General features: G+C 59.6%; 21 protein-coding genes. 9 read left to right on the top strand and 12 right to left on the bottom strand.

Annotation, left to right across the window (positions count from 1 at the left end; all coding sequences use genetic code 11):
• Window positions 1–4: 4 nt before the first annotated feature.
• The gene (locus HGP14_RS06600) at window positions 5–1069 is read left to right on the top strand and encodes an HlyD family secretion protein (RefSeq protein WP_168829064.1); all 1065 of its coding nucleotides are present in this window, start codon (window positions 5–7) and stop codon (window positions 1067–1069) included.
• A 58-nt stretch (window positions 1070–1127) separates the two neighbouring features.
• On the opposite strand, the gene rplI is transcribed toward HGP14_RS06600, so the two are convergent.
• From rplI to rpsF, 4 genes are all read right to left on the bottom strand, one after another.
• Window positions 1128–1709: a 50S ribosomal protein L9 gene (gene rplI / locus HGP14_RS06605; protein ID WP_168829065.1), complete on the bottom strand. Its 582-nt coding sequence runs from the start codon at window positions 1707–1709 to the stop codon at window positions 1128–1130.
• A gap of 20 nt (window positions 1710–1729) precedes the next feature.
• A complete protein-coding gene (locus HGP14_RS06610) occupies window positions 1730–2713 on the bottom strand; it encodes a DUF2232 domain-containing protein (RefSeq protein ID WP_168829066.1) in 984 nt (327 codons plus the stop codon).
• A 159-nt stretch (window positions 2714–2872) separates the two neighbouring features.
• Window positions 2873–3121: a 30S ribosomal protein S18 gene (gene rpsR, locus HGP14_RS06615; RefSeq protein WP_004680498.1), complete on the bottom strand. Its 249-nt coding sequence runs from the start codon at window positions 3119–3121 to the stop codon at window positions 2873–2875.
• 12 nt (window positions 3122–3133) lie between these two features.
• Window positions 3134–3592: a 30S ribosomal protein S6 gene (gene rpsF / locus HGP14_RS06620; protein WP_168829067.1), complete on the bottom strand. Its 459-nt coding sequence runs from the start codon at window positions 3590–3592 to the stop codon at window positions 3134–3136.
• A gap of 631 nt (window positions 3593–4223) precedes the next feature.
• On the opposite strand from rpsF, the gene HGP14_RS06625 reads away from it, so the two are divergent.
• Window positions 4224–5714, top strand: a complete 1491-nt coding sequence (locus HGP14_RS06625) for a DUF1254 domain-containing protein (RefSeq protein WP_168829068.1) — start codon at window positions 4224–4226, stop codon at window positions 5712–5714.
• A gap of 85 nt (window positions 5715–5799) precedes the next feature.
• On the opposite strand, the gene HGP14_RS06630 is transcribed toward HGP14_RS06625, so the two are convergent.
• Window positions 5800–6843: an aldo/keto reductase gene (locus HGP14_RS06630; RefSeq protein ID WP_168829069.1), complete on the bottom strand. Its 1044-nt coding sequence runs from the start codon at window positions 6841–6843 to the stop codon at window positions 5800–5802.
• A 203-nt stretch (window positions 6844–7046) separates the two neighbouring features.
• Here HGP14_RS06630 and fabD point away from each other — a divergent pair, with 203 nt between their 5' ends.
• From fabD to gmk, 7 genes are all read left to right on the top strand, one after another.
• A complete protein-coding gene (gene fabD, locus HGP14_RS06635; RefSeq protein WP_168829070.1) occupies window positions 7047–7991 on the top strand; it encodes an ACP S-malonyltransferase in 945 nt (314 codons plus the stop codon).
• Between the two features lie 30 nt (window positions 7992–8021).
• Window positions 8022–8759: a 3-oxoacyl-[acyl-carrier-protein] reductase gene (fabG, locus tag HGP14_RS06640; RefSeq protein ID WP_168829071.1), complete on the top strand. Its 738-nt coding sequence runs from the start codon at window positions 8022–8024 to the stop codon at window positions 8757–8759.
• Window positions 8760–9042: 283 nt separating this feature from the next.
• Entirely contained in the window at window positions 9043–9279 is a 237-nt protein-coding gene (locus tag HGP14_RS06645; protein ID WP_027507378.1) for an acyl carrier protein, read from the top strand.
• Between the two features lie 95 nt (window positions 9280–9374).
• Window positions 9375–10637 (top strand): beta-ketoacyl-ACP synthase II, encoded by a 1263-nt coding sequence (gene fabF / locus HGP14_RS06650; protein WP_168829072.1) that lies wholly within the window; start codon window positions 9375–9377, stop codon window positions 10635–10637.
• Window positions 10638–10754: 117 nt separating this feature from the next.
• Entirely contained in the window at window positions 10755–11975 is a 1221-nt protein-coding gene (mltG, locus tag HGP14_RS06655; protein WP_168829073.1) for an endolytic transglycosylase MltG, read from the top strand.
• Between the two features lie 14 nt (window positions 11976–11989).
• Window positions 11990–12877, top strand: coding sequence for a YicC/YloC family endoribonuclease (locus tag HGP14_RS06660; RefSeq protein ID WP_168829074.1), 888 nt, complete (start codon window positions 11990–11992; stop codon window positions 12875–12877).
• Between the two features lie 3 nt (window positions 12878–12880).
• Window positions 12881–13543, top strand: a complete 663-nt coding sequence (gmk, locus tag HGP14_RS06665; protein ID WP_168829075.1) for a guanylate kinase — start codon at window positions 12881–12883, stop codon at window positions 13541–13543.
• On the opposite strand, the gene rsmA is transcribed toward gmk, so the two are convergent.
• The 7 genes from rsmA to HGP14_RS06700 form a co-directional block, all read right to left on the bottom strand.
• The gene (gene rsmA, locus HGP14_RS06670; protein ID WP_168829076.1) at window positions 13540–14367 is read right to left on the bottom strand and encodes a 16S rRNA (adenine(1518)-N(6)/adenine(1519)-N(6))-dimethyltransferase RsmA; all 828 of its coding nucleotides are present in this window, start codon (window positions 14365–14367) and stop codon (window positions 13540–13542) included. The genes gmk and rsmA overlap by 4 nt on opposite strands.
• Window positions 14367–15389: a 4-hydroxythreonine-4-phosphate dehydrogenase PdxA gene (gene pdxA, locus HGP14_RS06675; RefSeq protein ID WP_168829077.1), complete on the bottom strand. Its 1023-nt coding sequence runs from the start codon at window positions 15387–15389 to the stop codon at window positions 14367–14369. Before pdxA ends, rsmA begins: the two co-directional genes overlap by 1 nt.
• A 5-nt stretch (window positions 15390–15394) precedes the next feature.
• Window positions 15395–16345 carry a peptidylprolyl isomerase gene (locus HGP14_RS06680; RefSeq protein ID WP_168829078.1) on the bottom strand — a complete coding sequence of 317 codons (951 nt, stop codon included), beginning with the start codon at window positions 16343–16345 and terminating at the stop codon, window positions 15395–15397.
• A 171-nt stretch (window positions 16346–16516) separates the two neighbouring features.
• A complete protein-coding gene (locus HGP14_RS06685) occupies window positions 16517–18877 on the bottom strand; it encodes an LPS-assembly protein LptD (protein ID WP_168829079.1) in 2361 nt (786 codons plus the stop codon).
• Window positions 18877–19965 (bottom strand): LPS export ABC transporter permease LptG, encoded by a 1089-nt coding sequence (gene lptG / locus HGP14_RS06690; RefSeq protein ID WP_168829080.1) that lies wholly within the window; start codon window positions 19963–19965, stop codon window positions 18877–18879. The genes HGP14_RS06685 and lptG overlap by 1 nt, the downstream gene beginning before the upstream one ends.
• Window positions 19962–21143: an LptF/LptG family permease gene (locus HGP14_RS06695; RefSeq protein ID WP_168829081.1), complete on the bottom strand. Its 1182-nt coding sequence runs from the start codon at window positions 21141–21143 to the stop codon at window positions 19962–19964. The genes lptG and HGP14_RS06695 overlap by 4 nt, the downstream gene beginning before the upstream one ends.
• A gap of 98 nt (window positions 21144–21241) precedes the next feature.
• On the bottom strand, window positions 21242–22015 hold the full coding sequence (locus HGP14_RS06700) for a phosphatase PAP2 family protein (protein ID WP_168829082.1): 774 nt from the start codon (window positions 22013–22015) through the stop codon (window positions 21242–21244).
• Window positions 22016–22136 lie beyond the last annotated feature (121 nt).

Raw genomic sequence — 22136 nt, forward strand, 5'->3', positions numbered from 1 at the left:
TCGCATGTTCAAGTTCCTTCGCTCGCCGAGTACCCTGATCGTCCTCCTCGCCGGTGCCGCCGGTGTGTTGCTGGTTCTCTATGCATGGCGCTTGCCGCCCTTCGTCACCTCGGTCGAGACGACAGACAACGCCTATGTGCGCGGTTATGTGACGCTGATGAGCCCCCAGGTGAGCGGCTATGTCGTCGACGTGCCGGTCAAGGACTATGAGCAGGTGAAGCAGGCGCAGGTGCTCGCCAAGATCGATGATCGCATCTATGCGCAGAAGCTCGCCCAGTCGCGCGCGGCCCTCGACGCCCAGAAGGCGTCGCTGGCCAACTCGCATCAGCAGGAAGTGTCTGCCCAGGCCACCATTGCCTCGAGCGAGGCCGCGATCGACAGCGCCACCGCTGCCTTGAAACGCGCGCAGCTTGCCTGGGATCGCGTCAACAGCCTCAGTAATCGCGGCATCGCGTCCGCCAGCGAGTCGGAAGCCGCCCAGGCCACGCTCGAACAGGCAAAGGCGGCAGTGAACCAGGCGCAGGCCGCGCTCGAAGTCTCCAAGCAAAGCCTTGCGACGATCATCGTCAACCGCTCGTCTCTGGAGGCAAACGTTGCCGGCGCTGAAGCCGCGGTTCATCTGGCGGAGATCGACCTGCAGAACACCTCGATCGTCGCGCCGCGTGACGGCCATCTCGGCGAAGTCGGCGTGCGGGTCGGTCAATATGTGACGTCGGGGACGCAGCTCATGGCCGTCGTTCCGGAGGACGTCTGGGTGATCGCCAATTTCAAGGAAACGCAGCTCGATGGCATGCAGATCGGTCAGCTCGTATCCATCTTCGTCGATGCGCTCGAGCACCGCCGGCTTACCGGGCGCGTCGAGCGCTTCTCGCCGGCAGCAGGTTCGGAGTTTGCAGTCATCAAGCCGGACAACGCAACCGGCAATTTCACCAAGGTTGCTCAGCGCGTCGGCGTTCGGATCAGCATCGATCCGGGCCAGGAATTGGCCAAGGATCTGTCGCCGGGCCTCTCGGTCGTGGTCAAGATCGACAAGAGCGCTGCACCCGTCAAAAGCGTGGCTGAGAACTAGAAACGAAAAAGCCCGGCGCGAAGCCGGGCTTTTTGTATGAGCAAGCTCGAAGCGAAGCTTATGCTTCTTCTTCTTCGTCGCCGCGGTCGGCTTCCGGATCGAAGAAGTCTTCCGGACGCAGGGCGTCTTCGTCAACACCATAGATGGCGTCGACCGAGGTGAGGGTTTCGCCCTTGGCCTGGCGCTCGGCTTCATCGGCAGAGCGAGCAACGTTGAGATTGACGTGGATTTCGACTTCGGCGTGAAGCTGCAGCTCGACCTTGTGGATGCCGATTGCCTTGATCGGCGTGTTCAGGTGTACCTGGTTGCGGCCGATGTTGAAGCCTTCGGCCGCCAGAATGTCAACGACGTCACGAGCGGCGACCGAGCCGTAGAGCTGGCCGGTTTCGCCGGCAGAGCGAACAACGATGAACGACTTGCCGGCGAGGACGTCGGCAACCTTTTGTGCTTCCGACTTGCGCTCGAGGTTGCGGGCTTCGAGCGTCGAACGCTCGGCTTCGAAGCGGGCCTTGTTGGCAGCGTTGGCGCGAAGCGCCTTGCCGAGCGGCAGGAGGTAGTTGCGTGCGAAGCCGTCGCGAACCTTTACGGTTTCGCCCATCTGGCCGAGCTTGGAGATGCGTTCGAGAAGAATGACGTCCATCTTCGTTTTCCTTTCGTGTCTTAGATTTGCTTGTCTGTGGGTTTGGGGGCATCGGCATTCTTGCTCGGGGTCAATGCGATCGCTTTGCGCGTATCGGACAGACCGACGACAAGAATGAAAAAGGCTGGCAACATCAGGATAAGCGATGCCAGGTAGCAGAGGATCAGCGCCGGGAGACGCCAATCCTTGCCGCGCGTGCGGAAATGCACCGCGGCGAAACCGGAAAGCAGGAAACCGGCGCCGAAGGTGCCGACGACGGTTGCTCCGATCATCGCCGGAACGCCGCTGAAGAAGGTGGCGGCAAGGCCGGCGAGAAAGATGAAGATCGCGTTGCGGCTCATGCGCAGCGCAGACGGAATATCCTCCCGCGGACGAAGGGCGCGGCCGGATGCATTCACGATGCCCGTTGCGACGTAGTAGGCCGCAAACAGCATGGTGACCCACATCGCGCCCTGAATGGCGGGCAGCATCAGAAGGAGCAGCGACTTTGTCTGCGCGGTGGCCGCGGCATCGGCAGTGAAACTCGGCTCCTGCTGCGAAAGCGAGCCGAACAGCGTATCGACCATCTGGCTGATGAGTTCCGGCCCATAGCCGATCATGTAGCCGGTCACGACGACAGCGAGCGTCACGAGGCCGCAGAGATGCAGCAGGATATCGGAAAGCGGATACCAGGCCATGAGGTGTTCGGGTCCGCCGAGTTCGGAGGCCGGACGGGCGAGGTTCGCAAGATGGCTGATCCAGCCCGCAGGCAGCAGCGTTACCAGCGTCATCATCAGCGCGAAGGTCGGGGAAATGGCGACAGCGCCGACCACGGCAGCGGTCACGACGGCCGAGATTGCCGCGGCATTGCCCCAGCCGAGGCCGACGAGAAGAATCGGAAGCGCGGAAGCTGCGTAGAGCACAGCGCTGAACGACAACTGAACGCTCGCGCCGAGCACCAGAAGTGCGGCGGTAATGCCGGCAAGAGCGCCGGTCAGCAGCGTTTTATAGTTCAGTCGGTTCACGTTCGCTGTCCTGCTTCATCAAGCAGTTAGAGGATGTTTCCTGAATCAACTTCAGAGAAACCCGCCTCAACATGGGTTTTAAGGGTTCCGATCCGCGCCCATCGCGAAAGGGAGAAGGGAAGGCATCGCTGCCTTCCCTCAATTCAGCGCGTCAGCCGATTAGGCGACGACGTACGGCAGCAGGCCGAGGAAGCGGGCGCGCTTGATCGCCTGAGCGAGTTCGCGCTGCTTCTTCTGCGAAACAGCCGTGATGCGGGACGGAACGATCTTGCCGCGCTCGGAAATGTAGCGCTGCAGGAGACGGACGTCCTTGTAGTCGATCCGCGGAGCGTTTGCGCCGGAGAACGGGCAGGTCTTGCGGCGGCGATGGAACGGGCGGCGGACCGGAGCGGAGGAAGCTTCAGACATTCTTAGATCTCCTTATGCACGGTCTTCGCGGGGAGCGCGATCCGGACGCGGGCCACGCTGGAAGTCGCCGTCACGGCGCGGCGGACGGTCACCGAATTCGCGGCGCGGGCCACGGTCGGCACCATCACGCGGGCCGCGGTCGTCGCGGTCGCGCTTCTGCATCATGGCAGACGGGCCTTCTTCGTGCTTTTCGACAGCGATCGTCATGTAGCGCAGGACGTCTTCGCTGATGCGCATCTGGCGTTCCATTTCCTGGACGGCAGCTGCCGGTGCATCGATGTCCATCAGGGCGTAGTGAGCCTTGCGGTTCTTCTTGATGCGGTAGGTGAGGGACTTGAGGCCCCAGTTTTCGATGCGCCCGACTTTGCCGCCGTTAGCTTCGATCACGCCCTTGTACTGTTCTACGAGGGCATCGACCTGCTGAGCGGAAATATCCTGCCGGGCAAGGAATACATGTTCATAAAGAGCCATGACAGCTTTGCCTTTCTTGCGTTGGTTCAACCCGAACTTCGGCGGCTAAGCCTCAACGACTGCTCCTGATTGGGCGGACCCAGGCAAGAAAAGCGTTTCCGAGACGGTCGAGAGCGGAGACACGGGAGGCTGGAACGCTTCCGTTCCGAACGATTTCCGGGGAAACCGGCCCTCCGTTCAGCCACCAGCCAGAAGACCGGGTTTGAGAACAGGGGCGCTTATACGGATTTTTCGGCAGAAGGCAAGAGCACCCGCAATCGAGAAGAACGCGCACGGCTCAATTCGAATGCTTTGCTCGGATCTCCGCCGCTTTACCGACGGCGTCATCCAGCGGCGCGATCCTTGGAGGAGGTTTCGCTTTTAGCGACCAATCGCCCCCAGAAGGAAGCTGAAATCACCTGTAAGTAGCAGCCTTTGCGTCGTTTCAAATAGAGCGCTGCCTTAGTCGGCTCTTTGCGCAGCTAGCGCAAGGTCATTATTTCATGTATAACTCGTGCGGCGAACAAGAAAAAGCAAGCTAATTTCATCGTTTCGTAGGTCAATAGAACATACAACTGTAGCAATACAACTATACCATACCGCTATCTGGAGAGTAGCCACTTCACTCGAAGTTAATAATAGGGAGGATGCGATGCGTGCACCAAGAACAGTTGGCGACCGGGAGTCGTTCTGCAAGCTGAAACAACTCATTCCTCTGGCCTTAAGCCTCACAGTATTTCCGATCGCCGCAGCGCATGCGGCAGACGCAATCACCGAAGAAGAAGCTCATGCGATAGGTGTGGACGCCTACGTCTATTTCTACCCTCTGCTGTCGATGGATATTACCCGGAAACAGCTGACTAACGCCGAAGCCAAGGAAGGCGCCATCGGCGGCCCACCCAATCGCTTCAACAATATCCTCGAGTTCCCGCCGGCGAACATGAAGGTGGTGGTCCGCCCGAATTTCGACACGCTGTATTCCAGCGGCTGGCTTGACTTGACGAAGGAGCCCGTTGTCGTTTCCGCACCGGACACCGGCGGACGCTACTACCTGTTGCCCATGCTCGATATGTGGACGGATGTGTTTGCGGCGCCGGGCTGGCGGACAACCGGAACCGGGGCCGGCCACTTCCTGGTTACACCTCCCGGCTGGCGGCCTGATCTGCGCGACAAATTCGATGAATTCAAGCTGCCGGAAGGAACGCAAAGGATCGATGCGCCGACGCCCTACGTCTGGGTCATCGGACGGACGAAGACCGACGGACCGCCAGACTATGACGCCGTTCACAAGATTCAGGACGGTTACAAGATCACCGTGCTCTCCGAGTGGGGCAAGGAGGCAAAACCGGTCGACGTCAAGATCGACCCGTCGATCGACATGAAGACGCCGCCCAAGACCCAGGTCGATACCGCGTCGGCAGGAGCGTATTTCGCTAACGCTGCCGAACTCCTGAAGGTCTATCCTCCGCATATCACGGATCAGCCGATCATTGCCCGAATGAAGCGGATCGGCATCGAGCCAGGCAAGAGCTTCGATCTCTCCAAGGCCGATCCGGCCGTCCAGAAGGCACTCGAGACGGTTCCGCAGGACGCCCAGGAGCTGATGGCTTGGAAGGTGAGGACCTTAGCACGCGTGGCCAATGGCTGGTCGATGAACACCGACACGATGGGTGTCTACGGCAACTACTATCTGAAGCGCGCCATCGTTGCGCAACAGGGTCTCGGCGCCAACCTGCCAGAGGATGCAATCTATCCGTTGAATCTGGCAGACGAAAGCGGCCAGGCGCTCCATGGCGGGAACAACTACACGATCCACTTCGAGAAGTCTGAAATTCCGCCCGCCCAGGCCTTCTGGTCGGTGACGCTATATGACGACAAGGGATTTCAAGTCACCAATTCCATCAACCGCTTCGCTGTCAGCAGCTGGATGCCTTTCCAATACAATCCCGATGGTTCGCTTGATCTCTATTTCCAGCGCGAGAGCCCGGGCAAGGAGAAGGAGTGGAACTGGTTGCCAACTCCGGAAGGGCCGTTCAACCTGACAATGCGGCTCTACGCACCCAAGCCTGATGCCCTGACGGGAAAGTGGAACCCGCCACCGGTTGCCAAGGCCAGCGTAGCATCCGTGCTTACGGCTCAATAGCCGGGGATGAGGGACGAAAGGGCGAGCGGTTGCTCGCCCTTGTCACGGATTGCATTTCATCTTCTGAGAGGCGAATGCGGCCGCTTCATATCGGCATCGGATACTGCCGGTGCACCTTCTCGATATCGGCCAGCACGTCGCTCGAAAGCCTTACATCGACCGAGCTCAGATCGACCTTCAATTGCTCCATCGTCGTCGCGCCGATGATGGCGGACGTCACGAAGCGGCGGGTCAGGCAGAAGGCGATCGCCATCGCGGAGGGGTCAAGGCCGTGCTTTGCGGCGATCCCCAGGTAGGCCTTGGTCGGCGCTTCCTGCAGCGGCTGCAGGCGGCCGCCGAGATTGCCGTTGATTGCGGCGCGCGATCCAGCGGGCTTGGCACCATTCTGATACTTGCCTGTGAGCAGACCGGCTGCGAGCGGGGAATAGGCAAGCAGGCCGACATCCTCGTAATGCGAAAGCTCCGCCATATCGAGATCGAAATGGCGATAAAGCAGGCTGTATTCGTTCTGGACACTTGCGACGCGCGGCAGGTTCTTCTGCTCGGAAAGCGTCAGATACTTCTGCGTGCCCCATGTGGTTTCGTTGGAGAGGCCGAAGGCGCGGATTTTGCCGGCCTTCTGCAGTTCGCCGACCGCCTCGAGAATGTCCACCATGTTGGCGATCGCCTTTTCACGGTTCTGTTCGAAAGGATCGTAGTTCCAGCTCTGGCGGAAGTGGAAATGGCCGCGGTTCGGCCAGTGGATCTGGTAGAGATCGACATAATCGGTCTTCAGTCGCTTCAGGCTGGCGTCGAGCGCAAGGCGAATGTTCTTGGCATCGGCGCCTTGGCCATTGCGGATGTAATCGCGGCCTTGGCCAGCGACCTTGGTCGCGAGAACGACGTCCTTTCGCTTGCCGGTCTTTTCGAACCAGCTGCCGATATATTCCTCCGTGCGCCCCTGCGTTTCCGCCGTGAGGGGCGTCGTCGGATAGAGCTCTGCGGTATCGAAGAAATTGACGCCCTTCTCGACGGCGTAATCCATCTGCTGGTGCGCTTCGGCTTCTGTGTTCTGCGAGCCCCAGGTCATGGTACCGAGGCAGATCTGCGAAACGGAAATATCAGTGCGGCCTAATTTATTGAGCTTCATTAGAAAACCTTGAAAACAGAATGAGTAGAGGTGTCCGGGGAGGGCGGCGCGAATTTAGGCTCGAATTCCGCAAGCGCAAGGGAAAAGTCGTGGCTTTCCATGCCTGCAAAAGGCTTTGGAGAGCCTGCCGTGGCTATTGACTCTCCCTGCAAGAACGTCAATTGGAGGCGAAATCGCCCGAATGACATAATAAGGGACATTAGATGACTGTCGCTTTCACATTTCCCGGCCAGGGCAGCCAGGCTGTCGGCATGGGCAAGGAATTGTCGGAAAACTTTGCCGAGGCCCGAGCCGTCTTCGACGAAGTGGATGATGCGCTCGGCGAAAAGCTCTCGACGATCATGTTCGAAGGCCCGGAAGATACGCTGACGCTGACGGCAAACGCCCAGCCGGCGCTGATGGCGGTATCGCTCGCCGTCGTTCGCGTCCTTCAAGCGAAGGGTCTCGATCTGAAGTCGAAGGTATCCTACGTCGCGGGCCACTCGCTCGGCGAATATTCCGCGCTTTGTGCCGCCGGCACCTTCTCGCTTGCTGATACCGCGCGCCTGCTGCGCATTCGCGGCAATGCAATGCAGGCAGCCGTTCCGGTCGGCGTCGGCGCGATGGCGGCCATCATCGGCCTCGAGCATGCAGACGTACTGGCTGTATGTGAAGAGGCTTCCGCTATCGGCTCCTGCCAGATCGCCAACGATAACGGCGGCGGCCAGCTGGTGATCTCCGGTGAAAAAGCGGCCGTCGAGAGAGCTGCGGGCCTTGCGACCGACAAGGGTGCCAAGCGCGCCATCCTGCTGCCGGTCTCTGCGCCCTTCCACTCGAAGCTGATGGCTCCCGCCGCAGAAGCGATGCGCGAAGCGCTCGCGGGAGTGAAGAAGTCCGATCCGATCGTACCCTTGATCGCCAATGTCCGCGCCGCACACGTGACGGACGCCGGCGAAATCGCCGCGCTGCTCGTCGAGCAGGTCACCGGCCAGGTCCGCTGGCGCGAAACCGTGGAATGGTTTGCTGCAAACAATGTTACGACGCTTTATGAACTTGGCACCGGCAAGGTTCTGACAGGCCTTGCGCGCCGCATCGACAAGACGGTCAACGGCATCGCCGTCAATACGCCTGCCGACATCGACGCGGCCGTCGCCGCCCTCATGGCCTGATTGGTTTCACCAGATATAAGGAACGCCCCCATGCTCGATCTTTCCGGCCGCAAGGCCCTCGTCACCGGCGCATCCGGCGGCATCGGCGAGGAAATCGCCCGCATCCTGCACAAGCAGGGCGCGATCGTCGGACTCCACGGCACCCGCGTCGAGAAGCTTGAGGCGCTGGCGAGCGAGCTTGGCGATCGCGTCAAGATCTTCCCGGCGAACCTCTCCGACCGTGACGAGGTCAAGGCGCTCGGCGTCAAGGCGGAAGCCGAGCTCGAAGGCGTCGATATTCTGGTGAACAACGCAGGCATCACCAAGGACGGCCTTTTCGTGCGCATGAGCGACGAGGATTGGGACAGCGTCATCGAGGTGAACCTTACCGCGATGTTCCGGCTGACGCGCGAGCTGACGCATCCGATGATGCGCCGCCGCTATGGCCGCATCATCAATATCACCTCGGTGGTCGCTGTCACGGGCAACCCGGGCCAGGCGAACTACTGCGCCTCCAAGGCCGGCATGATCGGCTTCACCAAGTCGCTCGCCCAGGAGATCGCGACCCGTAACGTGACGGTCAATTGCGTCGCTCCGGGCTTCATCGAATCCGCCATGACCGGCAAGCTCAACGACAAGCAGAAGGAAGCGATCATGGGGGCGATCCCGATGAAGCGCATGGGCACCGGCGCCGAAGTCGCTTCGGCCGTTGCCTATCTCGCCTCCTCGGAAGCTGCGTATGTGACAGGCCAGACTCTGCACGTAAACGGCGGCATGGCCATGATCTGAAACGGAAAACCGGCGCCGTCCGCGTTTTTCGGTTGAATAGCGTGTTGAGCAACCGAACGGGGTTGATTTTCAGGCTTTGCGGCAGACATAAACCGTGTTAAGCGGGCCATGACTGTCACAGTCGTCCCGGAAACCAAGGCACCGGCGGGTTTTTGCCAGCGTGGAACATCTTAGAAGCCCGGGCTAACGAGTTTGCCGAAAGTGCCAAAGGGCGCCGAAGGCTGAAACAGGGTAGGGGTGCCGGAAGGCATTCTGATCAGGATATAAGGTCGAGGAAACCGACATGAGCGATATCGCAGAACGCGTAAAGAAAATTGTTATTGATCATCTTGGCGTCGACGCCGAGAAGGTTGTCGAGGGCGCCAGCTTTATCGACGATCTTGGTGCTGACTCCCTCGATACGGTCGAACTGGTTATGGCGTTCGAAGAAGAATTCGGCGTGGAAATTCCGGACGACGCAGCAGACTCGATCCTGACGGTCGGCGACGCAGTAAAGTTCATCGAAAAGGCTCAGGCTTAATCCTGAGTGATTTCCAAAGGGCGGGCCATGAGTCCGCCCTTTTTATTTGTGCATTGCTTTATTCAAAGTGAAAAATACAGGCGGGGAAGCTGTCGATGAGACGGGTCGTCATCACCGGTACCGGCATGGTATCACCCTTGGGATGCGGAACTGAAGTCACCTGGGCTCGGCTGCTCGCCAGCCAGAGCGGCGCCCGCCTCGTCACCGAATTCGAGGTGGAGGATCTTCCCGCCAAGATCGCCTGCCGCATTCCTGTCGGTGACGGCACGGAGGGCACCTTCAACGTCGATGATTGGATGGAGCCGAAGGAACAGCGCAAGGTCGATCCCTTCATCATTTATGGCATGGCAGCCGCCGATATGGCGCTGAACGATGCCAACTGGCACCCCGAGGCAGATGAGGATCAGATCGCGACCGGCGTCCTGATCGGTTCCGGCATCGGTGGCATCGAGGGTATTGTCGAGGCTGGCTACACGCTCCGCGACAAGGGCCCGCGCCGGATCTCGCCGTTCTTCATCCCCGGCCGTCTGATCAACCTCGTATCCGGCCAGGTTTCGATTCGTCACAAGCTCAGGGGACCGAACCATTCGGTCGTCACGGCCTGCTCGACCGGCGCACATGCCATTGGCGATGCGGCCCGTCTGATCGCGCTTGGCGATGCCGACGTGATGCTGGCGGGCGGCACGGAATCGCCGGTCAGCCGTATCTCCCTCGCAGGCTTCGCGGCGTGCAAGGCGCTTTCCACGCAACATAATGACAATCCGCAGAAGGCATCGCGTCCCTACGATCGCGACCGCGACGGCTTCGTCATGGGCGAGGGCGCCGGTATCGTCGTGCTCGAAGAGCTGGAACATGCCAAGGCCCGCGGCGCGAAGATCTATGCAGAAATCGTCGGTTACGGTCTCTCGGGCGACGCCTATCATATCACCGCGCCGTCGGAGGATGGTGAGGGTGCGCAGCGTTGCATGGCCATGGCGCTGAAACGCGCCGGACTGACGGCTGCCGATATCGATTACATCAACGCCCACGGCACCTCGACCATGGCCGATACGATCGAACTTGGGGCCGTCGAGCGTCTCGTTGGCAATGCGGCGTCCAGGATCTCGATGTCTTCGACGAAGTCCGCCACCGGCCATCTGCTGGGTGCGGCCGGCGCGATCGAAGCGATCTTTGCAACGCTTGCGATCCGTGACAACGTTGCACCGCCGACGATAAATCTGGATAATCCCGAACGGGAAACCGCTATCGATCTTGTTCCGCACAAGGCTCGTCAGCGAGAGATCAATGTGGCACTGTCGAATTCCTTCGGATTCGGCGGTACGAATGCATCGCTGGTGCTGCGCCGCTATACAGCTTGAACGCGGTTTTTGAGGCTGCGGGAGTAGGGGTGCCAGCGTCGTTCGAAAAGGTGCTGCCACCTGTTTTTTGCCGTATTGCTTCTTAAAACAGCGGATAGGCGAAATTAGAGGATTGCCGTGAGCGATACGAACCACAGCAACGAATCGGCAGACCAGAGCGGCCAGCCGGCGCAAAACGGGCGGATCATTCCGAAGTCGCCCAACGAAGCGCTGCGTCCTGAGCGTGTTCCGGAGCCGCCGAAGCGTTCCAAGAAAGCGCGCAGCCAGGTCATCATCTTCCTGAACTTCCTCATGACGATGGTGGTGCTTGCCTGCGCCGCCGGCATCTTCGCCTTTTATTATGCAATCTCCAGCTATCAGGACCCCGGTCCGCTGGAGACGAACACCAATTTCATTGTGCGCAACGGAGCCGGCCTTTCGGAAATTGCCTCCAATCTTGAGCGCAACAACATCATCTCCGATGCTCGTATCTTCCGCTACCTGACAGCCACTCGCCTGAATGACGGCGAGAGCCTCAAGGCCGGTGAGTACGAAATCAAGGCCAAGGCCTCCATGAACGACATCATGGAACTGCTGAAGTCTGGCAAATCGATCCTCTATTCGATCTCCTTCCCGGAGGGGCTGACAGTCCGTCAGATGTTCAACCGGATGGGCGAGGATGCCGTACTCGAAGGCGAAGTGCCGACGGCGCTTCCGCCGGAGGGCAGCCTACGCCCGGATACTTACAAGTTCTCCCGCGGCACGAAGCGCACCGAGATCATCGACCAGATGGCCGCGGCGCAGACGAAGCTCGTGGATCAGATCTGGGAGAAGCGCGATCCTTCGGTCCCGTTGAAGTCGAAGGAGGAGTTCGTCACGCTCGCTTCGATCGTCGAGAAGGAAACCGGCGTTGCCGACGAGCGGGCGCATGTCGCGTCCGTTTTCCTGAACCGCCTCAGCAAGGGCATGCGGCTTCAGTCCGATCCGACGATCATCTACGGTCTTTTCGGCGGCGACGGAAAGCCGGCTGACCGCCCGATCTTTCAGTCGGATCTAAAGAAAGAGACACCCTACAATACCTACGCGATCAAGGGTCTTCCGCCGACGCCGATCGCGAATCCTGGCCGCGATGCACTGGAAGCAGTCGCCAACCCGTGGAAATCGGCAGACCTCTATTTCGTTGCCGATGGCACGGGAGGGCATGTTTTCGCGGCGACACTTGACGAGCATAATGCCAATGTGAAGCGCTGGCGTAAGCTCCAGGCCGAAAAGGGGAGCGACCCGAATATCGCGGTTGACGGCCAGCCAGGATCGGCGCAAGCCGACGAACCTGCTCAACAGAAGAAAAAGACGAACTGATTTCGGAGGCTCGGATGGCTTTGCAGTCCATGACCGGTTTTGCGCGGCGCGAGGGTACGAGCGGCCGCTGGCGCTGGGCATGGGAACTGCGTTCGGTCAACGGTAAGGGGCTCGACCTCAGGCTTCGCTTGCCGCCCGGTCTCGAGCGCATGGAAACTGAAGTGCGCCGTGTCGCCGGCGAGCAGTTCAGCCGAGGCAACATGCAGGCCAATCTCTCGGTTTCGGCGGGCGAGAACCGTTTTGAGGCGGTCCTCAATCAGGAAACACTGGCGAACGTCCTTGCGCTGCGCGATCAGCTTGCCGGGATTATCGATCCCGAGCCGCTGCGCCTGGACACGCTTCTGTCTATCCGCGGGCTCGTCGAGTTTCGCGAGACCGAGGATAGCGCGGAAGAGATTGCCGCGCGCGATGCGGATATCGCGACGGGCCTGCTGACGGCTCTTTCCGACCTCAAGCTCATGCGCGAGCAGGAGGGGGCTGCGCTGTCCCGCGTGCTGCTTAATCACGTTTCGACCATCGAGAACCTGGCGCATGCCATTGAACGCGACCCTTCGCGCACGCCGCAGGAAATTTCGGCACGGATCAAAGCGCAGATTGCCTTGTTGATGGACGGGGCGGGCACGCTCGACAGGGACAGGTTGCATGCGGAAGCCGCGCTGCTCGCCACCAAGGCCGACGTCAGCGAGGAGATCGACCGGTTGAGGGCACATGTCGCGGCCGCACGTGATCTGTTGGGGCGCGGCGGTCCGGTTGGCCGCAAGCTCGATTTCCTTGCACAGGAATTTAACCGTGAATCGAATACCATCTGTTCGAAGTCGAATGCTGCGGCGGTCACTGCCGCCGGCATCGAACTGAAAGTCGTCATCGACCAGTTCCGCGAACAGGTCCAGAATCTGGAGTAGGACATGAAGCCGGCGAAATCCTCGCCCGTTCCGATCGCTCGCCGCGGTCTGATGCTCGTCATCTCGTCGCCGTCGGGCGCAGGCAAATCGACCATCGCAAGGACGCTGCTTGCGCAGGACAGCCAGATCGGCCTTTCCGTCAGCGTGACAACGCGTCCGCGACGCGCGAGCGAAGTCGACGGCATTCATTATCATTTCATAAGCATCCGCGAGTTCGAGCGGCTTCGCGATTCTGATGCGCTGCTGGAATGGGCCGAAGTGCACGGCAATTTTTACGGCACTCCGCGCGAGCCGGTGGAAGCGGCGATGGCTGAGGGGCGGGACATGCTTTTCGATATCGACTGGCAAGGGGCCTTGCAGCTGCAGGAGAAGATGTCGGCGGACGTCGTTTCCATCTTCGTTCTGCCGCCGACGATGACCGAATTGCAGTCGAGGCTTCACCGGCGCGCTGAAGATTCCGAAGACGTGATTGCACGCCGTCTGGCTAATTCCCGCGCTGAAATCGCGCATTGGCGGGAATACGACTATGTGATCGTCAATGACGATCTCGAGACAGCATTCGACGCGGTCCAGTCGATCGTAAGGGCCGAGCGCCTGCGCCGCGACCGGCGGCACGGCGTTTTCGATTTCGTCACCAAACTGTTGGAAGAGACACCGGTTCTCTAAAGCGAATTCGCAAGCAGGCAGAATTCCTCGACGGACAGCGTTTCAGCGCGGCGCTGCGGATCTATGCCTGCCTTATTCAGCAGGTTCTCGCCGCCAAGCGGCTTGAGGCTCTGGCGCAGCATCTTGCGCCGCTGTCCGAACGCCGCCTGCGTGACTTTCTCGAGATTCGCGACGGCGCAGGGGATCGGGCTTTCCTTCGGCGTCAGATGCACCACCGTCGACGTTACCTTCGGCGGTGGCGTGAAGGCCTGCGGGGATATGTCGAAGGCCATCCGGGCATCGGTGCGCCAGCCACAGAGCACGCCCAACCGGCCGTAATGGTCTTCGCCCGGTTCCGCGACGATGCGCTCGCCGACTTCCTTTTGGAACATCAGCGTCAGGGATTCCCAGAACGGCGGCCATTCCTTTGGCAACAGCCAGTTCACCAGCAGCTGCGTGCCGACGTTGTAAGGAAGATTGGCAATGATCTTGATTGGTCCTGCAGGCGCCAGCGCCTCGAAATCTGTCTTCAGCGCGTCACCACCGAGCACTTCAAGCTTGCCGGGATAATGATCCGATATTTCCGCCAGCGCGGGCAGGCAGCGCGGATCGCGCTCGACGGCGATCACTTTTCTCGCACCCAGCGCCAGAATGGCGCGCGTCAGCCCGCCGGGCCCAGGCCCGACCTCGAAGACGGTAGAGCCTTCGAGAGATCCAGCGGTGCGCGCCACCTTCTGCGTCAGGTTGAGATCGAGAAGAAAGTTCTGGCCAAGAGCCTTGCGTGCATCAAGGCCGTGACGCTGAATCACGTCGCGAAGCGGCGGCAGGCCATCAAGTGCGGCCATCAGCGCTGTACCGCCGACCGGCTGAGTTGGGCTGCAAGCTTCAGGGCTGCAATCAGGCTCTGCTCACGCGCAATGCCTTTGCCGGCAATACCAAACGCCGTCCCGTGATCCGGCGAAGTCCGCACGAAAGGCAGCCCGAGCGTCACGTTGACGGAATCGTCGAAGCCCAGCGCCTTGGCGGGAATCAGCGCCTGGTCGTGATACATGCAGATCGCGACATCATACCGGGCGCGTGCCTCGTCGTGGAACATGGTATCCGCGGGCAGGGGGCCAATGGCATCGATGCCCTCGGAACGCAGAAGCTCAATGGCCGGATAGATGATGTCTTCGTCTTCCCGTCCCATCGTGCCGCTTTCGCCGGCATGCGGATTGAGACCGGCGACCGCGAGGCGCGGCCTCTCTATGCCGAAGCGCTGCCTGAGGTCGGCATGGGCGATGCGGCAGGTTTCCGCGATCAACTCACCACTGAGTGCCTGGGGCACGTCCTTGATCGGGATATGAATGGTAACCGGGATCGCCCGCAGCTTGGGACCCGCGAGCATCATGACCGGTCTGACCGGCTTGCCGGTCGCGCGGGCGGCGAGGTCGGCTAGAAACTCGGTGTGTCCGGGAAACTTAAAGCCGGCCTCGTAGAGAACGGATTTTGCGATGGGGTTGGTAACAACCCCCGCAGCCTCGCCCTTGAGGACCAGCGACACGGCCGTTTCAATTGCGGCAATCGTGCCCGGCGCTGTCGCGACATGCGGTTCGCCCGCGGCCACTTGGACGCCGGCGGCAACGGGCAGGACGGGCAGCGCATCGACAAAAACATCGGCGGCCGTCGCTGCACTCGCTTCGGCTATTGCGACGGAAAGATCGAGCTGCCGCGCCCTCACCAACAGCACATCGGGATCACCGATCAGAAAGAAAGGTGGCAGACCGAGCTCACGCCTCCTCAGCCAGGCCATCAACGCGATGTCAGGGCCGATCCCGGCCGGATCTCCCTGCGTCAGTGCAAGCGGGCGCAAAAACGGGGTGGACACGGCGATCAGCGGTAGATGATCTGCGCCTTCTTGCGCAGCTCGTCCAGGTATTTGGTGGCGTTCTCGTTTCCTGGCGCGGTCTTGTTTGCCTTCGCCTTGTCGAGGTCCTCCTGGCGGAACATGATCTCGGCGGCCGTGTCATCCGACACTTCGCGCTGACTGCAGATTGCGAGATACTCCACACCCTTGTCGGTCACCCGTGTCGCCGTGGTGTTGCCCTTCGCCTGTTCGACCAATGGTTTCCAGTCGGCCGGAATCTCCGGTGCCAGCATGCGGCCAAGGTCGCGGACGGAAACATCACGCATTGTTGCAGCAAAGACCTTCGCCTGGTCGCAACCCGGATACTTCGAACGCGATGCTTCGGCCTCGCTCTTGCGCTTGGCCGTGATGCCCTTCTTCGATTGCGGCACCACGAAGATGATCTGCTGCAGCATATATTCGGTGGTAACCGGCTTCTGCTTGTTGTTCTCCATCATGCGGCTGACAAGATCGCTGCTCGACATGCGAGCACTGGAGCCATACCGCGCGTTGACGACACGCGGCCAGCTCATTTGCACGGCAATGAACTGCTTGAAGTGATCCACGCCGACGCCGGCCTGGGTGAGAATTTGTGTGAGCTGCTCGGTCGTGAGCTTATTCCCGGACGCAAAGCGCGCGAAGGAGGCATCGACGTCTTCTTTGGAGACCGACATTCGCACGCGCGAGACTTCCTGCCGTTTCAGTGTCTCATCGACCAGCGATTCTTCAGCAGCTTTCGCATCGGCTTTCTGATGCTGGAGACGCAGGAACGCCTGGCGTTTTGCGATATCGCCTGATGTAAGCGCAACGCCATTCACGACGGCTTTAACCTCGCTGGCCGCAAATGCCGAGCCGCCCTGCGGCTGAACGAGCGCCGCGAGCGCGCATAATGCAGCTCCAGCCAACAAAGATGTGACAGTCTTTCCTGCGCCAATCATAAGCCAGTCCTTCCCATAGACACTGCGGCAGCAAGTACAGCTTTGCCGAGGTCGCCGGAGAGTCGTTCCTAAGCGACACTCCTGACGCCTCATAACCCGATTGACGGCAATGTCCTGCATAGTGTTACGGCGAAAGAAAGGCTCCCTTTCTTTCGCCGCTCAATATCGCGTTCAATTGTTATAGATGTTGCTGCGGAAATCGTTAAACTCTCCGATATTCACATCGCCCAGGGTGCGGAACGTAAGTCTGGCGCCGATGCTCCAGTCGCTTGCCGATTCGTCGGAAGTGTCGCGTTTCGAAGTATAGGCGATTGTGAAGATCGTGCACTCGTCTTCGTAGGAAAGACCGAGCGTCTTTCTGGTCAGGACATCGTTGTTGAGGTCCCAGGCGATGCCGCCGAAGACGGACCAATAATCCCTGAACTTGATCCTTCCCTTGGCCTGGATCTCGTCTTGGTCTTCGTCAAACCCATAGTCCGGTTGGGCGCCAACATGGGTGTAAAGAAGCTGGCTCTGGAACGTATCGTTCTGAAAACCCGTCGTTAGATCGCCGCGGCGGAAAGTCAGATCCTTCTCATCCAGGCGGTAGGAGGCGGCGAAGGAAAGACCCTGCGGCGTCTCGATGCCGCCTAGGCCGACATAGTCGGAACTTGTCGTCTCCAGACCGGAATTGGCGCCGGCATTGACGAGGTCGGCCGTGTCAAACGAATTCTGACCGGCAAGCTGATAGGACTGACCGAAAATGCCGTGAAGCTTGTAGCCGTTATCGAACGTGCCAGTGTACTGGAAGCCGATATTGGCGCGCGTTCCGCCCTCGATGCGATCATAGCCCGAGTACTTGTCGCGCTCGAAGAGTGTCGTCGCGTCAAACACGAAGCTCTGCGCGTCGTCATTCGGGAGGGCGCCGGCCAGAGGCTCGTCGGGACGCGCGTAGATCTGTGCAATCGGTTCAATCACATGCGTGCTGTTGGCCGTCGTCATCAGGATCGGATACCGCGCTTCCAATCCGGCAGTGACCATCCCGCGCGTTGCGGCGTCGCCGTCCTCAAAATTGCCGTCGTAAGGTGCGAGCGAGTTCGGATCGTCCATGTTGAGCGCGAGCGCATCGCCGCGTGCTGCAAGCAGGGGCGTAAGAAGGACGCCCTGAGGAGTCACGAAAGTACGCTTCCATTCCAATTCGCCGGTCAGGCGGGACGTCTGGCCCTTGAGACCCGGAAAGCGATTGTCGCCCACGGGGTTGTCGAAAAAGCTGTCGTGCGTGCGCGAGAGATTTGTGAAGTTGACGTCGAGTGAGAGCTCGCCGCCTGCGAGCGGCTGCGGAGCGACCGCATGATAGTCTATCACTGGGTAGACGATCGCTTGTTGCTTTTCCTGCTCGCTGTCCGGATCGGCATCCTGCACGTCGAAATAGAACGACCGGATGTCGAAGTAATTCCGCTTGCCAAGACCTGTCAAATAAACCTGATTGGTATGGGTCGATTGATCAAAGCCTTTGAGTTCATAGGTGCGCGAGAAATTATTGTCGCTCTGAACCATGACATCCCAGCCGAATGTCCAGCGAGGATTGATCCTAAACTCTGCTTTGGACCCCACCATTCCGCGAGCATCAGCCTCGTTGTCGCTTGTGCCCTCACTGAAGCTTTCGGGGCTCAGCTGATTTATGCCTGCAACGCGCAGCGTGTGGGTACCGTTTTCAAACCGCTGACGGAACTCGGTGTCCAGGAGGAAGCCCTGATTCGTATAGCCGGTGCCGCTAACCGTTGCGTCCATGCTCGGCGAGAAAACGTAATAGTATGGAACAGTAACCCCGAATCCGAGATTCTGCGACGTACTGAACGTCGGGAACAGGAATCCGGACTTGCGTTTGACGGTCTGGTCCGGAACCTCGATCCAGGGAACAAAGGCGATCGGCTTGCCAAGCAGCTCAAGACGCGCTCTTTCCAGACGGATCGTATGCTTCTCGCCGTTCTGAATAACGCGCTCGGCCTTGACCTGCCAGAAAGGTGGTCGCTCAGGGTGTTCGGCGCAGGGAAGGCACGCCGTATAGACGCCCCTGTTGAGGATCATCAAATTGCTATCGACGCGCTGGCCGCTTTCGGCCGCGATGCGCGTATTGTCCGTGGTCTCGATGCGCAACGCGCTGACGAAACCCTGAGCAAAGTCGTCGGTCACGTCGACCTTGTCGGAATACATGCGGTTGCCATCGGGGCTGATCAGCTCGACATTGCCGATCGCCATCATCCGGCGCGTCTTCTGGTTGTATTCTACGCGCTGGGCCACCATTTTGTAGCCGGCGTAATTGATCTGCACGCCTCCGACGGCCGAAACGATCTGCTGGTCTCTGTTGTAGACCAGCTCATTGGCCGAAAGGATCATTTTCGCGTTGGGATCGATCTTCGGCTGCAGCCTTCCCACCGTCGTGCTCTGTTGCGCGAAGGCGGCAGGAATGGTTCCCGAATAGCTAACCAGAGTCGCCCCGGCCAGCAGGGCAACCATCTGTTTACTAAAAGTCTTGCGGTCGCCTGCCGCCACTAGCCGTCCTCCTGATGAAGCAGAATCGTTGCGCCGAGAGCCAACGCGACGACTACAGGAATCCAAGCCGCCACGAAAGGCGGCACGACTCCGCTGCTTCCAAACGCTCTAACAAGCGCCGTGACCACATAAAGCACGAAGCCTGAAAGGATTCCACCCAGAATCACCGACCTCGACTGGTTGAACCGGCTAAATTTTAGAGACACTGTTGCAGCAATGAGAGTCATTGCGACAAGCAGCAACGGTTGGGACAACAATGAGTGGAATTGCGTCTCCAGCGCCTTCGTCGGTATGCCAAAGGATTTGGCGATCGCTATTCGATGGGAAAGATCAAAAAAAGCAATGGTTTCGGGCGCCGTCAGGCGCTCCCGCACGAAATCCTGCTTCAAATTGGTGCGAAGTTCGACGGTTTCCTTGCGAAGGGCGATTTCGCCCGGCCGGCGTTCGACAACGTTCTTAAGAAGCCAGTAACCATCTTCCAATTTCGCCGATGCTGCATCCTGACGCAGAATGACGTGTCCGCTCGAATCGAAGTGAATCAAAACCGCATCGATCAGCAGCGTTCCGTTCTCTTGAATCGTGCGCGCTCCGATTATGACATCATCTTTTCCGCTGATCTGGCGGATCCATGGGATCTGCGATTTGCTGCTCGACGCTTTTTCCTGGCCGCGCCAGTCGGTTTCGACCAAAGCTGCCTGCCGCTGTCCCCAGGCCGCCAGCGGGTTGATGACGGTCATCGTCAGGACGCCGAGTAGGAAGGCGCCAAGCACGAACGGAGACATGAACTGCCAAACCGAAATGCCGGCCGCCCGCGCCACCACCAGCTCATACTTGCGGTTTAAGCCGATCAGCACCGTCATTCCGACGAAAAGCGCAATGAATGGGATCGTCTGCTGGATGATGAGCGGCAGGCGGACGGCCGTCATCAGCAGGCCGCCGGTGACGGTATAGCCGGGCAGGCCCGACATTCGTCCCGCCGTTTCGCTGAAATCAATGAGGAAGACGATCGAGATCACACCGAGGAAGAACCAGATCGCAATCGCGATATACCGGCGCAAGAAATAGCGCCCCAGAGTGCCGAAAATCATGAGCGCCCTCCGGGTGTCTTGCCTTGAGCTGCAGATGGCAGCAGCCGTTCGATCTTCTGCCACATGCCGGCCGCGCGCTCGCTCACAGCAGCCGGAACAGAAAGACGCTTGTGCAGGCTGAACGAGAGGATCGCTAACCCGGAGCTCACGATCGGAATCGCATAGAGAACGCCGATGTATGAGGGATCGGTATCGATCTGGTTCGCTGCGTAGAAGGACGCCCAGCGCAATGCAAATGCAAAGGTGAGAGCCGCTACCATCGGATGCAGGCGCGCCTCGCGATGCGAACGTGCGTCGCCCGCAATAGCCAGCGAAATAAGCGCGAAGACGAAAGGCAGAACCCAATCCGTAAGCCGCCGGTGGAGTTCGGCGCGGTATGATCCCGGCTTCGAAATATAGTCTTTGTCTGTCGGATCCGGGTTGAACAGGAAAGCCAGGTCGCGGTCGCTGGCGCGCAGCGTGGCCTGACCGCGGTTCTCGGTCAGATCGGACAGGTCGAAGGAGTACGAGTCGAATCTGATGATGGAGACATTGCCGTCGTGGAGTTTGCGCTGAACCTCGCCGTCACGCATGATGAGCGACGTACCCTTTTCGTCGACGGCACCTTCGCGTGCATAGTAAATCATATCGGCGGTCGGATCACGCTCGTCGACGACGAACAGGCCCTTCAGGACGCGGCCAGCCAGCCGCTCCGAAATCTGCACGTACAGCCCATCATCGATCTTGCGGAAGTTCTTTTCTTCCATGACGGTGGACAGAAGATCGGCGTAGGCCGCTGCAATCATCTGGCGTCCGGCGGTCTTTGCTTTCGGTTCAACGACGTTGTCGACCAGGAAGGAGAACACGCTGATGAGCGCCGCGAGCACGAGGATCGGGCGGATGATCACGTCCCTCTTGGCGCCGGCCGCGTCGATGACGGCCAGTTCCGAATCATTGTTCATCGTCGTCAGCGTTTGTGTGACGCCGATCACGAGGGCGAACGGCAGCACGATGGGAATGATCGACGGCAGGATGAATGTCGCAAGCATGGCGAACGAGCCGATCGACTGGCCGCTATCTGTGACCAGGTTGATGCGTTGCAGCACTTGGGTGGTCCAGATGATAGCGAGTACCGGAAGGAGCGCTACGAGGAACATCTGGCCGACGCGCCGCAATATGTAGATCTCTAGTAGTTTCATGCCGGCCCTTGAACACACAAGCGATGCGGACGCACCGCAGCTGGAACCATCTAAGCTCTTTGCCGCGCTTTTGCGACAACCAGCCGTCATAATTTCATTCAAATTTCAGAATTTTTTGCGCGGTGTGATGAATCGGCTAGCGCAAAGACGCCAGCGAAAACAACCACAGCCAGCAGCCAACCGAGCACGACATCCGACAGGAAGTGCGCGCCGAAGGCCAGCCGCATCAGCGGCGTGAGAATCGAGATTGCCAAAATCGGCAGAAAGAGCCCGGTTCGTGCCGGCTGCGGTATCAGCACGAGGAGGCAGAGGAGCCAGCCGGCGCTTGCTGCCTCTCCAGAGACAAACGAGCAGTTCGACAGGCATTTTCCGGCAAAGGATCCGGCCTGTATGAAATCGAGTGTGCCGCCGAAGTCGAGTGTGCTGATAGGCCTCGGCCGGCCCGAATGCTCTTTGAGTATGAGGTTCACGATCAGGCCCGGCCCCAACAGCAGAGACGTCAGAGCGATTTTGAGGTTCCGAGCCCGAAGCGCGTTGAACGTCGCGCCGTGATGTCCGTAACATGCAATCAGCATGATAAGCATCCCGACCGCGACGACATAGGGCAGCCGGAAGAAGATTGTTCTGAGGATATCCAGAAATGCCGTCTGGCGGGAGGGGAAGTGCCCGCAGATCTGCGCGGCGGCATTGGAGCTCTTGCAGGTATCAACAACGAAGAAATACCGGGACGCGGCGATGTCGATCTGCGGGAAGGCATGAAATACGACAAGCAGTACCCACCAGAGAGAGAAGAGGGCAACGAAACTACCGGCCGCCGTCCTGGGAAGGCGAATTTTAGGCCTTGATAGCTGGTTTTCGGTAGCGGACTTCACGTTGGACTTCTTTTCATGGTTTTGCTGCGCTGCATCGAGGCGCTGGCTTTTTGACTCGGCACAGCGGATTTGTCCATGCCTCGTGATCAAGCCTTGTTTTAGGCGCTAAAACCCGAAATTA

Origin of the sequence: Rhizobium sp. P32RR-XVIII, from assembly GCF_012641395.1 — a bacterium.
Lineage (GTDB): Bacteria > Pseudomonadota > Alphaproteobacteria > Rhizobiales > Rhizobiaceae > Rhizobium.